Genomic DNA, 14,450 nt, shown 5'->3' with positions numbered 1-14,450 from the left:
GACAAGGAGACAAGTTTCGTCCTTAATCCCTCATCCCTACTCCCGCTCCCGCTGTTCCTGCAGGGAAATACTATCTCCAGCTAGAGCAAGGTCGGTGAAGTAGTCATCTCTGCTTTGCACAACAGCTTTGAGCTTGGTGTAAAAGTTGGAAACGCCTGTAGAGGGGACAAACTGGTGAATGGGGTGTTTGCTAACGCGATCGCCTGCCCATTGCACCAATTCTGTTGCGTCTAACCCAGCGTTGACGGGTCTAAACGTTGGAATGGGAGACTCTGTGACTTCTGAGCCAGGTAATTGAGTGGGGGTAGAAGTGGAATGTTCACGGTTGGCTTCTACAGATTCATGGGTTGCAGAAGTTGCTGAGGGTTCAGGGGTAGCTGAGGGCATTTCGACAGTGCCGTCTTCAGGAAGGGAAGTTCGTGATGGCTCTAGGGGGGATTTAGCAGCAGGAAGGAGGGCACGGAAGGGGCGATCGCTGGTGTCTGGTCGCAGTATTTCTTGCGCGGGTGGTTGCTTAGATGGCGTGTCGTCTACTCTTGCATCCGATGATTTTTTTTCTACATCAGTAACACTAGCTTCACTCGTTTCACCTACTGCGATCGCATCTTCAAAAAGCTGGAGTTCTGAAACCTCAGCGCTTCTCGGCAAGATTGCGGCAGAATGGCGATCGTTACTCAAGCTCGAAGTTTGGGGGGAGGGGCGAGTTGGAGCAGGCAGTTCAGATGAGGTGATCGAAGATTTTGGAAATCTCCCACAAACCATGCGCTCAAACTCATGGTTGAAGTGATAGAGCGGCTGTCCTCGCCTCTTCCAGAGCGTCAAGATTTGGGTTACAGACACCGCTTTGTAGCGTCCCTGATAAAGCGCTTCTACTAGCGCAGACCGCAACCAGTTGGCCGGATATTCTCTCAGCCAATAGTCAATTAGACGCTCAATTGTGAAGCCACCCAGGTCAAAACTGTAATGGGCCAACAACTCAGCAGCATCTATAGCAGCATCTCTCGCCAGTTCTGTCATCGCTAGGGTAGAGTCAAATCAAAACTTTAACAAAATTCTGATCATTCCGCCGAGCCTAAACGTTAGTCTGTTTTTCCACAAACTTAATCGTTCCTGCGGCGTACACCTCCGTCTACTGTGCCTGATTCGTCCCCACCAAAGGGTTCAGGATCAATATTCCAGTTAAAGTCGCTGATGCGCAAGCCGAGAGAGGCTTGTTCTCGTCGTGGGTTTACTCGTAGCGTAATCGCATAGGTTCTTCTGCTGTATTCCAAAATGTATTCCGTCTGGATTTCGCGATCGCGATCTAAACTGAGCGAAGTTTGAAATCCAACCCTGAAGGGCCCATAAAGCTGCTGAATAATGCCGCCCGAAATTACCCGGTCATCCACAACCCGATCAAATCGGAACGGCGATTCTCCATCTCGAATATTTTGAGAATAGGTCAGGTTGAACCCGGTGTAGTCAAAGAATGGGCGAGAGAAATGCCCAAATTGTCCACGCACTCCAAGGCTAGCGGTGTAGACCTGCTGAGTATCGCCATTGCTGTAGGCGCTAAACACCCCCCTCAAACCAGCCACCAAGCTCACGTAGGGAACAACGGGGTTGGGGGTATATCTTAACCCCTCTGTTGCGGTGGGAGGAAGCGGTTCGCCTTGCCACAGCAAAAAGCCTCGTCGCAGGGCAACACCAGCCTGATAGCGAGTTAGCTCAATTGGGTTACCGCCATCTGAGGCAAGGATCAAGTTACGGCGATCGGTGTTAGCGCTAATGAGTTGTACGCCAGTTTGATAGCTCAGATTAATGCCAGTGTTGCCTAACTCATAAGTAGGTGAAGTAAGCACTAAACCCAAACTGCGCTGCACAGTCTGGAAACCTAGAGAGCCATTGAAGAGGCGATCGCGATAGCTATATTCTGCGGTCAGGGTATGGTTAAATAACCGCTGCTGTAGCCGTAAGCTGCCGCGAAACTGGGTCTGCAATTCGTCCAGGTCGAGGCTGGTAAAAACAGCGTTTCCTCGCAAAACCGTAGTTGGGCTGAACTGGACATTTAACTCGCCGATTAACCCATAGTTTGCGGGGTCGGTTAGGTTGAAGCCGTTATCGTAGGCTCGCTGAAGCAAAATTTGCGGTCTGAGTGAAAGCTCCACCTGAGGACTAAGGGCATACTCAAAATTGCTTTCAACAAAGAAGCCACCCCGGTCTTCTTCGTCAAAGCCGAACTGAACCAGTCCAGGACGGCGTTCTCGGTCATCTAAAATGACTCGATTTTGGAAATAAGGAATCGATAGCCCCTGATCAAACACAATCCGAGGTCGCCTTGCTCGAATTTCACTGCGAGTTGGCGATAGCCGCGTAAAGGTAGCGGTGTCTGCCCTTAGCTCTAGCTCTGGTGGTGAGAATGGGTCGTTGGTGATGCGAACGTTGGTTGCAACCCAACCATCAGGCGTAAACTCAACCTCATCTGCCTCAAATCGAATCCGCCGAACTTCGCCGCCTGTGCCGCCTCGCCTCGCATTTCCTGAACCCAAAGTTACGGATAGCCCACCCGGACTGCTAACAGGCGCATCAGAATCTTCATCGGCTTCAGAGTTAATTGCATCTGAGGCATCGGTTGGAATTTCGTCTTCATCCTCGTCTTCGACAGTGGGTGTGCTATCCAGATCGGGCTGAGTGTCAACATCAGGTAGCGCACCGGAATCATCCACGCCCGTAACAGCACCTGTTTCATCAGGTTGAACTTCGGGCTGTTCAGCGCTGATCAGGTCGCCCCTGAGTGGCTCTTGCGCTCCAGCACTGGCGTCAGTAGGCAACGTTGCCGAAAAGTCGTCACCCGCTGAGGGCAGAAATATTTCACCGCTGGCATTGAGGATGTCGCCGCGCTCCTGAACAAAGTTGTAGACGAAACGTTCGCCCCTGAACTCCTGCTGTCCGCTAACCAGGGTGACATTTCCTTCGGCGACTGCAATGCGATTGAGCAAATTCACCCGTAGCCGATCTGAGGTTAAAACGGCTCTGCGAAAGCGCATTTCAACGCTGCCTTCGGCGACAAATACCTGCTGAATTTGGTCAAACCGCTGGCGATCGGCAGAAAGTTCGATTACTTCTCCGGTGCCCGATGGGTCGAGCAGAAACGGCTCGCCATCCGTAGGAATTTGGTCAGGAGATACCCCATCTACAGGGGGTTCTTGCTCTTCTCCATTCATTTGAGGTGAATCAGACGGCTCACCTTCCTGCGGCTCACCTTCTTCGAGTTCCACTTCTTCTGATAGCGATTCTGGAAGGGGAGGCAGTTCATCGGGAATGACTAAAGTTTCCCCTGATGGCTGGGTGCTATCTGAGTCAGGCAAGCGATCGGGTAGTGATTCAGGGTCAATGGGTTCACCCGATTCATCTGGTGGCAATGGAGCTGAATCAAGCGGAGGCAAAGGTTGAGGTTCTAGCTCAGGTAGTTGAGCCAATTCTGATTCCGCTTCTTGAGCAAAGATATTTAGCCGTAGCGACTCGAGAATGGGAGAACGAGTTCTTTGAGGCGATCGCCCTGCCAATTCAGACAAGTAACGGAATGAAATCTGCCGCTGGAAGAGGGACAGGGGAGACTCGGCGGCTGTTGCTCCCGCCACGACCGAATTGCTAATGCTTTCATTCCCAACTGTTTCACTAGCTACTTCCCCGACACCTGCCTGTGAAGCGATCGCAGGCAAAGCGGAAGAGGCTCCATTCGCAACTGCTTCTCTCTGGCTTGTTATGGATGGGGGAACGGTTGCAGGGAAGGCAGAAGGTGCAGCCCTTTCTGCCGCTTCGCGCTCGGTTACTAAGGTTGGCGAAGCGATCGCTGGGGATGAGGACGGGGATACGGCACTCGCAGCCGCTTCTGTTCTAGTTGCAGTCGATGGAGCGATCGCTGCAGGTGAAGCAGAGTCCGAAGCTGTAGAAAATAAGTCTTCGGAAGTAACGCCGTAGGTGATCGCAACCTCTTGCTGACTTGAGAGGGCTGACTGCGGTGGGTTGAGTTCAACGGGAGCACCTAACAGAGCCGCATCAGATGCTCCAGTATTGGCAGCATCTGAGACGGTTGACCACTCGACTGAAGCGGGCGATCGCTCTGGCGCAAAGCGTTCGGGTGGGGTAGGAACCGGAGCAACACCGCTGCCCGAAGTGAGTTGGGCAGGCTCCGCAGGCAAAACAGCCGTTGAAGAAGGTAAAGGATGGCTAATTTCCTCTGGTTGCGACAGCTCGATAACCGGAGAAGTAGGCGGCAGAACCGGGTAGGGCATACTTTGGCACGACAAATTTATGCGGACAGCCCGGATACATCGCTTTAGCCGTCCTCAGCGCAGACTGATTGCCTGGGGGAGCAAGGAGTGTTTTGGCTGTCTATTCTAAATCCCGACGATTAGGGTTACGAGCGGGATCATTTGACAAAAATCCAAACACAAAAAGCGCAATAAAGAAGCTAACAACGATGTAAACGGCGATTTTAAGAGTCAGCATGTGAAGCATCTCCAGCAATAGGCTTTCTTATAATATCGAAACAGTGTCCTTTTTCTTACACAGCATTTGGATTGCTGTCGGATGACTGAAGATCTTTGACCTAAATGCTTGATGAGAGATAATTCGCTGAAGCATCACTGAGGGGCACAGCGATCGCCATTTAAGGCAGCAACAATACACTCTACCTTAAGTCAGATGGGTTCTGGTAATTGGATGTTCCCCAAGATGACGGTCTAGGGAGATAAGGTAGGATCAGGACACTTCGATCGACAGGATGTTCCGATGACGATCGCCTCATCTCAGCCGGCCCTTACCCTTCCGGACCACACGCAACTGCCGGAAACCGACGGTACATTTGTGAAAAATTTCCAGGAGCATCCGCAGAGTTTGCTGCTGACTGATTCTATCCGCCCGATTCTTGATGCCCTTCACCCAACAGGACAGTACGCTATTGGTCAAGACTGCGGCATCTACTGGCGGCTGACCGAGCCACCAGAGCGAGGCGCTGAGGCTCCTGATTGGTTCTACGTGCCGAACGTACCACCGCTGCTCGATGGAAAAAGGCGGCGCTCCTATGTGATGTGGAAGGAAATAGTCGCTCCCCTGATTGTGATTGAGTTTGTCTCGGGTGACGGCTCCGAGGAAAGAGACACAACCTCGCCCTTTACAGACGATGCAGCGAAGGCTGGGAAATTCTGGGTGTATGAGCAGGCAATTCGAGTGCCGTTTTACGCCATTTATGAAGTAGACAAAGCCTCAGTTGAAGTTTACGAATTAATTGCCAATCACTATCAACGCTGTGATCCCAACGAGCGAGGGCATTTCCCCATTGCACCGATGGGTGTGGAATTGGGAATTTGGCAGGGGCAGTACATTAATCAGACCTTTCCCTGGTTGCGCTGGTGGGATAGCAACGGCAACTTGCTGTTGAACGGAGACGAGCGAGCCGAACAAGAAAAACAGCGCGCTGACCGCTTAGCGAATAGGTTAAGGGAGCTGGGGTTTGACCCAGATGAAATATAAGTCCAGCAAGACGTGATAGTCGGAGGACTCATGCAAACCAATAATCCTTAGCTGCGCCGACCGTGCCGGAGCCAGTTCCAAACTTTAGCAAGGGTTTCTTCTATCCAGACCATGCCTGAATCAAGCCATTCTAGGAATTGCTCTAAAGGATGTTTGACGTAGCCGACAAGAGTAGCTTCCGTTTCAATCCAGGTGGTTTGCAGGTCAGATGAGCTTTGAGGATTGGGTTGATCTAGCTGTCCGGGTACGTCTGGTTGGCAGGGTTGTAGAGCTGAGCCAGTTTCAGGGGAGGGAGGCATTGGGGCGATCGCCACTGTCCTTCCTGAGTCTTCAACCTGGGCTAATCTCTTCTCTGACCAGACCGTTCTCAAGCTTGGCAAGATTCTGCTGAAGCGATTTGCCTGAGGATTGGCTTGAGCATTTGCCTGAGGAGAATCTTGCCGCTTACCTGCAAACGGAAACACACCGCTAAAGCGAGAACTTTTTAGCAGGCGCATAGGTGTTGCGGCTGAGGGATTCAAAGTTGCTCGCTGCCGTCGTTCCCAGGGGTTGACCATTGCCGCTGAAAACTCCGTCATCTCAATAAAGCCGCTGGTGTCGTCATCCTCGGTCCAGGGATCGTCAGCCCCAGGCTCAGTAAAGTTGGCAAGGTGGGTGTAGGCGATCGCTTGATCAGCTTGCAGTTGCGCGACCAAAACAGACTCATGGAATAAGTTGGTGGCGATCGCCACCGAACCGGTCTGCATCCACGCCATTAGCCGCCGAAACAGTCGCACGGGAGGCAGTGCATTTTGGTGAACTTCGGGTAGCGGCAGGGGAAACGGGACCGGCTGCTGCTCCGCCCACAAGGCTCGTCGGGTTCGCCAGTACTGAGCCACTTCCCACACAATGCGTCGGTGTAACTGAACCTGCTGCTCAGTCGTCAAAATGTCTAGAATCTGACTCTGATTGGTAACTAGCACTAAGGAACGGCTAGTCAACAAAGATGCAATACCAATAATTTTGCTGGAGGGGGAAAGCGATCGCGCGGTTCCATTTGCACTGACAGCCCCATTTCCATTGACAGCACTGCTTCCACTGATGGTGCCGTTGGTAGTGCCGTTCTGACTTACAGCAATTCCTGCTTCGGTTGCCTTTCCAAACGCACTGTGTTCAGTCGCACCGTGTTCAGTCGCACTATATTTAGCTGCATCGGAACGGACTATTAGTCCATCAATTTGAATCGCTTGCACAGTCAGTTCAGCCTGATTCTGAAGCTGAGACAGATCGGATGAGGCGGCTAGCTCCAGCGGCGTTTTCACCGTTGGCAGCAGCGCGAACGCTTCTACCGTCTGCAACACTTTATAGATTGGCGTATCAGAACTGAGGGTGGGTTCGGGTCGAGGAGGCGCGTTGACATGCTTCACTTTCTCAATCGCCTTCTCGACTGCCTTGAGCCGAAGCGAAGTCGTTTGCACCGCCTGTCGAAGCTGCTGCGCCGTCACTCGTCCCGTCTGAAATGCCACATAAGCTGGATATAGCAAAATCTGCACACCCCAGGTAGCGGTCGTTTTAACTGAACGAACAGTGCGTCTGATCTGTTCACTCAATTGCAGCGATCGCCGATTGAGAAAGTTAAATACGCTGCTCTGATAGCGACCGGGGGAAGGCATGGGTCGAGGGGGAATGCAATGCTGAGGGGGAGTGAGGGATTCTGTTGTACAGTCGGGGAAGCCGTACGAATGCCCTGATCTTAGTCGAAAGATGACCGATGTTACCTCAGTTGCCCAAAATCAAATGCCGCAAAATGCTGTCTTAACTGTCATGGAGCAGAGCGATCAGGCGATCGCCCATTTGCGTCAACTGACCCAGCTCGATATTCAGGCAAACTGGCATTATTACCTTGAGGATTTATCGATTGCAGAAGCAAACCAACCTGAACGGTGGAAAGAGTGGGCGATCGCTTCCCTTAATGCACGGCAGCACGTCGCCTGGGCAAAAGGACAGCAAGTGCTGTGGCTGGGACAAACTCTGACCATTCCGCCAGCTTTAGAGGGGTATTTCCTGGAAGGGCTGGCTTTGCGGCTGGCTGTGGTCTGGTGGGCAGAAGACGCACAAATTTTTGTGAATGGGAAGCTGGTGCAAGAAGGCGATATTTTTGACGCTTCCACCCGAATTTTGCTTAGCCCATTTGCCAAACTGGGAGAGCAAATTCACGTTGCGCTGCGGCTGGTCAGTCCCAGTCATGATGATGGTGCGTTAGTCAAGTCGCTCTGCCTCTACGAAAATTCATTTCCCGATTCGCCTACTCCTGAACCAGGATTTGTGGCAGATGAGTTGGCTGTTTTGCAGCGATATCTCACCGCCTTTGCACCCGAAAAGCTGGAAAGGCTAGCGACAGCCATTGCTCAGCTCGATTGGGCAGCCCTGCGGGATCAATCCACAGCATCTCGTCTTCGCTTTGACCAATCGCTGCAAGCCCTGCGACAAGAACTTCAGCCGCTGGGCGACCGGCTAAAACAGCGGCAAGTTCAGCTTGTGGGACATGCCCACCTGGACCTGGCGTGGCTGTGGACGGTCAGTGACACCTGGGAAGCAGCAGAGCGCACTTTCAAATCGGTTCTCTCGCTTCAGCAAGATTTTCCTGAATTGACCTTCTGTCACTCATCGCCTGCGCTATTTGCCTGGGTCGAGCAGCACCGCCCTGAACTGTTTGCTGCAATTCAAGCCCAGGTTGCAGCGGGTACGTGGGAAATCGCAGCGGGGCTTTGGGTGGAGCCAGAGCTAAATTTGGTCAACGGTGAGTCGATTGTGCGGCAGGTGCTTTATGGTCAGCGCTATGTGCAGGAAAAGTTTGGCAAACTGAGCGCGATCGCCTGGCTGCCCGACAGTTTTGGGTTTTGCTGGCAGCTTCCTCAAATTCTCAAGCAAGGGGGCATTGAGTACTTCGTCACCCAAAAACTGCGCTGGAACGACACCACAGAATTTCCCCATGAACTGTTTTGGTGGCGATCGCCCGACGGCAGCGAAATTCTTAGCTTCATGTCACCCCGTATCGGTGAAGGTATCGATCCGCTAAAAATCTCTGAATATGCTTCCACTTGGGAAGCCAAGACTACCGTTCAGCAATCTCTTTGGCTTCCTGGTGTGGGCGATCACGGCGGCGGACCCACTCGCGACATGCTAGAAGTCGGCCACCGCTGGCAGCACTCCCCCTTCTTCCCCCAACTCACCTTCAGCACCGTCCTGGACTACCTGCGATCGCTGCCTCAGATGGGCAATGCCCACCCCCCTTCCCTAGTCCCTAGTCCCCACCAGCCCCCAATCCCTTCCCTCCCCACTCTGAACTCCGAACTCTACCTCGAATTCCATCGCGGCTGCTACACATCTCATGCCGACCAAAAATGGTGGAATCGTCGCTGTGAACGGTTGCTCTATCAGGCTGAATTATTCAGCTCCGTGGCAACCCTGCTTACAGGCGCAAGTTATCCTAAAGCGGCAATTGAAAGTGCCTGGAAACAGGTGCTTTTCAACCAGTTTCACGATATTTTGCCCGGTTCCTCAATCGCAGAAGTCTTTGACGATGCCAATCAAGCCTGGATAAAGGCAGAGCAAATCGGAGAAGAGCTTTTGGTGAAGGCACTGGAGGCGATTGCCACTCAAATTCACCTCCCTGCTCCACTACAGCCTGATTGTCAGCCCATTGTGGTCTTCAATTCACTGAACTGGGCGCGATCGGAAGTCGTCGCAGTTCCCGTTTCTGAAGCAAATTTAGAATGGCGAGTTTTCAACCTGGAGGGATGTGAACTTTCCTGCCAGATGCAGCGGGATCATGATGCTCATTTGCTGTTTCACGCGGAAAGTATTCCTGGATTGGGCTATCAGGTGTACTGGTTGAAGGGCGATCGCCCCACAGGGGAGACTGCTTCGCACCCTTCTCAAATTTTGGCTGAATCATCTGCCCCTTCAGAGGCTTGGGTACTGGAAAACAAAACTTTGCGGGTCAGCATCGATCCCGAAACGGGAAACCTGAGCAGCGTGTTTGACAAAGTGCAGCAGCGGCAGGTGTTGAGCAATGCGGGCAATCAGCTTCAGTTTTTCAAGGATAGCGGTCAGTATTGGGATGCCTGGAATATTGACCCTGACTACACCAAACATGCTTTGCCAGCAGCAACACTGAAGCAAATTTGCTGGCTAGAGCGGGGTGAAATTCAGCAGAGGCTCAGAGTAGTACGCCAGTTTGGGCAATCGGAATTTCAGCAAGATTACATTTTGCAGCGGGGATTGCCCGTTCTCAAAATCGCCACTGTCGTCAACTGGCAAGAAAGTCAGGTGCTGGTGAAAGCGGCTTTTCCACTGAATTTGAAAGCTGACTTCGCGACTTATGAAATTCCCTGTGGGGCGATCGCTCGTCCCACGCTTCCTCCCAATGACCAAACCCATGACCAAGCCGATACTGCCTCACTCCCTGATGCGGTTCGAGCCAAGTGGGAGGTTCCAGCCTTACAGTGGGCTGACCTGAGCCAGTCTGATGAAGGCATTCACTACGGCGTGAGTTTGCTCAACGACTGCAAACATGGATACGACAGCCAGCCGTCTCAGTTTCGGTTGACACTGCTGCGTAGTTCAGAATGGCCCCATGCCGCAGCCGATCGCGGCATTCATCAATTTTGCTATGCGCTTTACCCTCATAGTGGCGACTGGCAATCAGCCGAGACGGTGCATCGCGGCTATGAGCTAAATCAACCGTTGCTGGTGGTCCGCCCCAAGCAGGAAGGCAACCGCAAATTGTTGCCACCAACCGGACAATTCCTTCAGCTAGAATCACAAAACCTGGTTCTTACTGCCTTTAAGCAATCAGAACAGGGTGATCGGTGGGTTTTGAGAGTTTATGAATGTGAGGGGCGATCGGCAGAGCTAAAGCTGGCGGATCTAGGAGATCTTCTATCTGAATATCTCGATCCTGAAACTGCCCAAATCACGACTCTGCTAGAGGAGTCAGATGGTTCTTCTTTAAACCAAGAGACACGAGCTTTTCACATTTCTCCCTGGCGAATTGCAACGTTCACATTCAAACGACAGCGCGATCAATAGCCCGATCGCCTTAAATGAAGGCAATTTTCTGGAATTAGGTAATCCCAGATCGTAGATCAAAGGGCAGCTTTTGAGGGTGAATGGGTACCCACGTCAAGAGCATTAAAGATTTCCAATTTCAAAATTGGCAACCAACAGCCAACACTTGTGCGATCGCCCGCATAATCTTGAAGTAAGCTTGGTGCTGAAAACCTTTCCTCGTCCTATCGCTAAGTTTGGTGTGACCTGAGTTCCATGTCATCAATTTACTGTAGTCAAAGTCATGAGAACCCACCGGGCAGCCGATTTTGCCGACTGTGTGGCGAAAAGCTTGCGGTCAACAGCCAGGCATACCCAGGCTCAATTGCTCAAGGGATAGACACCACGATTGGTTTGCGCTATCGGATCAAGCGGCAGTTAGGTCATGGTGGCTTTGGTCGCACTTACCTGGCAGAAGATTTAAATCGGTTTAACGAACCGTGTGTGCTGAAAGAGTTTGCTCCCCAGGTTCACGGAACCTACGCTCTACAGAAAGCAGAGGAATTGTTTGAGCGGGAAGCAGGCGTACTGTACAAGCTTCAACACCCCCAAATTCCACGCTTTCGAGAATTATTTCGGGCAGATTTTGAGAAACAGGCGCATCTATTTCTAGTTCAGGATTATGTTGAGGGACAAACCTATCGGCAGCTTTTAGATGCGCGTAAGCTTCAGGGAATGAGCTTTACTGAGTCGGAAGTGATGCAGCTTCTGATTCAGCTTTTGCCTGTGTTGCAGTACATCCATAGCGTTGGAGTAATTCACCGAGATATTTCGCCCGACAACTTGATTTTGCGCTACAGCGATCAATTACCTGTGTTGATTGATTTTGGCGGGGTCAAGCAAGTGGCAGCGGCAGTTTCGCAATATGTGCAGGGAACGATGCAGGCACAGCCGATGTCTGCGCCAGAGACTCGACTCGGCAAGGTTGGTTATGCCCCCGAAGAGCAAATGCAGCTTGGTAGGGCTTATCCTCACAGCGATTTGTATGCATTAGCAACGACAGTGTTGGTGCTGTTGACGGGCAAAGAGCCGCAAGAGTTTTTAGGCAGCTTGCCGCGCCGCAACTGGGGTCAGGAGCTAAACCTTAGTCCAGGGCTGAGTGCCATATTGGAACAGATGCGATCGCCCCGCCCCAACGATCGCTACCAATCCGCTGCGGAAGTCTTGCAAGCCCTGGGAATTACCCCCGTCGATCTTGGCTACGTTCAAACACAGCCGCCCCCCAGCTACATTCCCCCTGCGCCGCCTAACTCTGAGATTCAGGGAACTGTGGCGATTGCCCCTCCTGTCACACCTCATAGCCCTACACCCTACGCCCCTACACCCCACACCCCCTCTCGCCAAGGTTTTGGCTTTGGCAAACTTCTAGTAGTGCTAGCTCTAATTTCGGGTTCCGCCGGAGCGGGCTGGTGGGCAACCACAAACTGGATCTTGCCAGAACAGACACTCGACCCACCTACAGAAGAAGCTGTTGAGCCAGGTTCCGATGAGTCTCCCCGCTTCTCAGAGGCAGAGCAAGCCCGCAAAGCAGAACTTCAAACACAGCGAGAGGAATTAGGCATTCCCTACGAGTTTTACGTCAACCTGGCAAATGCGGCGTTTTATGAACGCTATCCTGACCAGCGAGGACGCACCCTCACTGATGGTCCGGAGGATGAAGAATGGCGATCGCACTGGGACGAGATCGCCGCTGAGTGGCTGGATACTCTAGAAACTAGCCTCAGCCCAGAAGCGCGCGGACAGTTGGGCAGCTATGACGAAGGCGATCGCGAACAGTGGAAACAGCAAGCCAATCAGCTTTATGTTGGCAGTCGATCGCTCTATGACCTGGCAGATGCTCAATTCTTTCATCTGTTTCCTGAGCAGCGAGGCAAAGATTTTCTCGACCAGCCACTGGGACAGGTGTGGCAAGGAATCGTGTTTGACCGCTTGAGAACCTTGCAAGATGGCTCAATGCTGGAACAGATAAAGTTTGACGCTGACTCCTACAGCGAACAGTTAGAGGAAAGTCTAGAGCCAGGAGAAGGTCGAGTCTACACGGCTAACCTCTCAGAAGGGCAAATTCTGCGCCTGGATTTAGATGCTCCCTCTGACGCTACTCAACTTTCGGTGTATCTACCTCGCCCCACGTCTAACCTGCCCGTTTTGCTGGAAGACTCTACAGACACCCGCTGGTCGAGCAAGCTGCCCCAGTCGGGCTTCTATGAAGTGGTAGTGGTCTCAACTGCCTCGGAGCCAATCGACTATCAGCTTGACCTCACCGTTGATAACGTCACCTCATCGCCTGTGGAGCCGGAAGAACCGGAAGCCCCAGAAGCCAAAAACTAGTGTCTGCATCCCTCACAGCTACTTCCCCATAGCAACCCCACAAGCTACCCATGTCTCTAACCCATGTCTTTACTAGAGCATTCGCTGGAAAATTATGAAGATAGGTTGTTTGAATTAGAAACGGCTGATCCGCTGCCGTCGGTCGAGCAAGTTTTAGATGTGTTGACGGCGCGAGATGTGGTTCATGCATTGTTGTGCGATCGCACCAGAGATGTCATCCGTCGCCCTGCCGTCCTCACGTACCTCGATCGCCGTTTAAGAAAGCAGTCTGACAGAATTACCCGGGTAGCTGACCTAGAAGATCTGCGAACCAGCTTTCACCCTAAAGCTGAAGCTTGGTGGTGGTTCTTTGAAGCTCCCGTCCCAGTTTACTGGTGGGATCGGTTCGATCGCCTGTGGAATGCGCTGGCGATTTTCCTATCGCTGCTCAGTCTGTTTGCGCTGTACAGCATTTCTACCCGGTTTTTGAGTGGCGATCGCGACACTCTCGGCTCAGTTGTGGTTGCCTTACAAACAGCACTCACAGGTTTAGTAATTGGCGGAGTCGTAACCAAAGATGGTCATATGACGATCGATCGCGTTTTGACCACGCTCAAAGTTCCAATCCACTTTAAGCAAGAAGGGCGGCTGATTCTGGTGACGCTGCTGCTGGCATCTCTAATTGGTTTTCGGCTATCTTTTCCGCTAATTGCTAATGCCTACACCTTCAATGGCGCAAAGGATTATGAAGCGGGGCGGCTGGTCGAAGCTCAGTTGAACTATCAGCGCGCAATTAACCTCAACCCAGACAATCTGGAAGCTCGATTTAAGCTGGCACTGGCGTTAGAGGATTTGGGCGAATTGGAAGATGCCAGTCGCGAATATCGCATCGTCAGCAGTAGCCGCAAAACTAATCCAAATGCGCTGAATCTAGAAGGATTGAATAACCTGGCGCGTTTATACATCTTGGCTGAAGACTATGACGAGGCGATTCCTTTACTCCTGCAAGCAAAGGATCAAGTCAAACCTGAAGCAGAATATCTGCGGTATTCCATTCTTAAAAACCTGGGTTGGGCCAGGTTGGGACAGGAGCGCTATGACGAAGCGGAGGTATATCTACAGGAAGCCATTAAAGTCAACAATGCTATGGCACCCGCACACTGCTTGCTGGCACAGGTGTTGGAGAAATTGGATCAGCCACAAGACGCGATCGCCGTATGGGAACGCTGCCTCTCGTCTGCGAAGGTAACTGACCCAGATGAGGATAAGTGGTATGGAATGGCGAGAGAAAGATTAGGAGAAATGGTGCCTCAGACGGTCTTTCAAAGTGAAGATGCCCCAACTGAATAGACTACATTTCTTGTGAAAGGGGCATCTTGCCCCTTAAGTGGACAAGCTATTCGCTCTACGGATCATTTAATTCACACAGGACTTACGCAGCGGCACTAGGGATAGGGGGTGGTTAAGTTGAGCTATGCTCGCTACAGTTCCAGTATGAGTGCATCAAACAGCGATTGCGATGACATTTACTAAGCTGG

The 14,450-nt window shown here is 52.0% G+C and carries 8 protein-coding genes; 4 read left to right on the top strand and 4 right to left on the bottom strand.

Going from position 1 to position 14,450, the window contains the following annotated elements:
* Positions 1–36: 36 nt before the first annotated feature.
* The 3 genes from H6F93_RS07125 to H6F93_RS07115 all read right to left on the bottom strand — a co-directional run bounded on the left by H6F93_RS07125 (position 37) and on the right by H6F93_RS07115 (position 4,491).
* On the bottom strand, positions 37–1,017 hold the full coding sequence (locus H6F93_RS07125; protein WP_190679876.1) for a hypothetical protein: 981 nt from the start codon (positions 1,015–1,017) through the stop codon (positions 37–39).
* 83 nt (positions 1,018–1,100) lie between these two features.
* Complete coding sequence (locus H6F93_RS07120) at positions 1,101–4,274, bottom strand: DUF3769 domain-containing protein (RefSeq protein WP_190679875.1); 3,174 nt, start codon at positions 4,272–4,274, stop codon at positions 1,101–1,103.
* Positions 4,275–4,374: 100 nt separating this feature from the next.
* The gene (locus H6F93_RS07115; RefSeq protein ID WP_190641487.1) at positions 4,375–4,491 is read right to left on the bottom strand and encodes a photosystem II reaction center protein I; all 117 of its coding nucleotides are present in this window, start codon (positions 4,489–4,491) and stop codon (positions 4,375–4,377) included.
* A gap of 282 nt (positions 4,492–4,773) precedes the next feature.
* On the opposite strand from H6F93_RS07115, the gene H6F93_RS07110 reads away from it, so the two are divergent.
* Positions 4,774–5,514 (top strand): Uma2 family endonuclease, encoded by a 741-nt coding sequence (locus H6F93_RS07110; protein WP_190679874.1) that lies wholly within the window; start codon positions 4,774–4,776, stop codon positions 5,512–5,514.
* 47 nt (positions 5,515–5,561) lie between these two features.
* Here the strand turns inward: H6F93_RS07110 and H6F93_RS07105 are convergent, their stop codons facing one another.
* Complete coding sequence (locus H6F93_RS07105; protein ID WP_190679873.1) at positions 5,562–7,166, bottom strand: hypothetical protein; 1,605 nt, start codon at positions 7,164–7,166, stop codon at positions 5,562–5,564.
* 91 nt (positions 7,167–7,257) lie between these two features.
* Here H6F93_RS07105 and H6F93_RS07100 point away from each other — a divergent pair, with 91 nt between their 5' ends.
* The 3 genes from H6F93_RS07100 to H6F93_RS07090 all read left to right on the top strand — a co-directional run bounded on the left by H6F93_RS07100 (position 7,258) and on the right by H6F93_RS07090 (position 14,262).
* Positions 7,258–10,587: an alpha-mannosidase gene (locus H6F93_RS07100; protein ID WP_242043339.1), complete on the top strand. Its 3,330-nt coding sequence runs from the start codon at positions 7,258–7,260 to the stop codon at positions 10,585–10,587.
* 234 nt (positions 10,588–10,821) lie between these two features.
* Positions 10,822–12,933 (top strand): serine/threonine-protein kinase, encoded by a 2,112-nt coding sequence (locus H6F93_RS07095; protein WP_190679872.1) that lies wholly within the window; start codon positions 10,822–10,824, stop codon positions 12,931–12,933.
* A 63-nt stretch (positions 12,934–12,996) separates the two neighbouring features.
* Positions 12,997–14,262, top strand: a complete 1,266-nt coding sequence (locus H6F93_RS07090) for a tetratricopeptide repeat protein (protein WP_190641483.1) — start codon at positions 12,997–12,999, stop codon at positions 14,260–14,262.
* Positions 14,263–14,450: the final 188 nt, after the last annotated feature.

This window comes from Leptolyngbya sp. FACHB-671 (assembly GCF_014695745.1).
Classification (GTDB): Bacteria; Cyanobacteriota; Cyanobacteriia; order Elainellales; family Elainellaceae; genus JAAUTN01.
The sequence above is the reverse complement of the archived record's forward strand: the minus strand, read 5'-3'. Positions and strand labels throughout refer to the sequence as shown.

Excerpts from the sequence above, each read along its gene's own strand:
- H6F93_RS07125 (WP_190679876.1), bottom strand. The coding sequence starts at position 1,017 with ATGACAGAACTGGCGAGAGATGCTGCTATAGATGCTGCTGAGTTGTTG.
- H6F93_RS07120 (WP_190679875.1), bottom strand. The coding sequence starts at position 4,274 with ATGCCCTACCCGGTTCTGCCGCCTACTTCTCCGGTTATCGAGCTGTCG.
- H6F93_RS07115 (WP_190641487.1), bottom strand. The coding sequence starts at position 4,491 with ATGCTGACTCTTAAAATCGCCGTTTACATCGTTGTTAGCTTCTTTATT.
- H6F93_RS07110 (WP_190679874.1), top strand. The coding sequence starts at position 4,774 with ATGACGATCGCCTCATCTCAGCCGGCCCTTACCCTTCCGGACCACACG.
- H6F93_RS07105 (WP_190679873.1), bottom strand. The coding sequence starts at position 7,166 with ATGCCTTCCCCCGGTCGCTATCAGAGCAGCGTATTTAACTTTCTCAAT.
- H6F93_RS07100 (WP_242043339.1), top strand. The coding sequence starts at position 7,258 with ATGACCGATGTTACCTCAGTTGCCCAAAATCAAATGCCGCAAAATGCT.
- H6F93_RS07095 (WP_190679872.1), top strand. The coding sequence starts at position 10,822 with ATGTCATCAATTTACTGTAGTCAAAGTCATGAGAACCCACCGGGCAGC.
- H6F93_RS07090 (WP_190641483.1), top strand. The coding sequence starts at position 12,997 with ATGTCTTTACTAGAGCATTCGCTGGAAAATTATGAAGATAGGTTGTTT.